Origin of the sequence: Leucobacter sp. NPDC077196 (genome assembly GCF_040687075.1) — a bacterium.
Taxonomy (GTDB): Bacteria; Actinomycetota; Actinomycetes; order Actinomycetales; family Microbacteriaceae; genus Leucobacter.
The window spans coordinates 1-1,095 of record NZ_JBFBML010000051.1; the positions used below are offsets into that span (position 1 = coordinate 1).

The 1,095-nt window shown below is 62.5% G+C and carries 1 protein-coding gene; it reads right to left on the reverse strand.

Annotation, left to right across the window (positions count from 1 at the left end; translation table 11 throughout):
- The coding region (locus AB0O71_RS15470) for an IS481 family transposase (RefSeq protein ID WP_363746743.1) at positions 1-991 on the reverse strand (991 nt) is incomplete at its 3' end.
- Positions 992-1,095 lie beyond the last annotated feature (104 nt).

Genomic DNA, 1,095 nt, shown 5'->3' on the forward strand with positions numbered 1-1,095 from the left:
TGTAGTGTCCGGCGAGGTTGTTTGATAACCGAGTGACTGGCGGGAGCTTCCCAATGGCCGAGTGTGGCCGATGTTGATTGTAGTAGTGCAGCCACGCCGGTAACGCTTTCCTGCGTACTCGTTCGGATGAGTAGTGGCGACTGTAGGCCCACCCGTCCGCGAGTGTGCGATGAAACCGCTCGATCTTCCCGTTGGTCTGCGGCCGGTAGGGGCGGGTTCGTTTCGGGGTGATGCCCAGGTCGTTGCATGCCGTCCGCCACGCATGCGACCGGTAGGCGGATCCGTTGTCAGAGAGCACACGTTCCACCCGCACGTTTCGGTCCTGGAACCAAGACACCGCCCGTTGCAGCACCCCGATCGCGGTCACCGCACGCTCGTCATCATGGATCTCCGCATACGCGACACGAGAGTGGTCATCGATCACGGTATGCACGTAGGCGTGACGCATCAGTACGTCACGAGAACGACTTCGCTCTTTACCGGGCGTCGCGGCCCGGTTCTTGCCGCCCTGCACCCGTCCGACCGTGCGCCAACCACCACCGTCGGGAATGTTGCCCAGTTTCTTGACATCGACATGGATCAGTGAGCCCGGATAATCGTGCTCATATCTCCTTGCTGGTTCCCCGGTTCTGCGGTCGATGTGGGAGAGCCGGTTCAAGCGTTCTCGCACGAGTACTGCGTGGACGGTCGAAGACGGCACGCCGGTGAGCGCGCCGATCTCGACTGGGCCGAGCCGGCGCGTGGTCCGCAGATGAATGATCCTTCGCACGAGGGGTCGCGCCGTCTGGTTCGGGTGCGTGAGGGGACGTGAAGAACGATCAGCCATGCCGGTCTCGCCAAGTTCGATGTAGCGGCGGGCCCATTTCTGGGCGGTCGGCCAGGCGACATGGAAGTAGTCAGCGGCGTGAGCGATCGTCCAACCGTCGTCCACGATGAGTTGGGCGATGCGTAGTCGTTGGCGTGGGGTGAGGGCTGCATTAGCGTGGGACACGAGAACCTCCGGGGTTAGAGCGGCAGTGGTAGCAGCTCCACTCTGCCCGGAGGTTCTCGTCTGTGTCACGGGGTCCAGATCACACAACGTCCCCGGACACTACA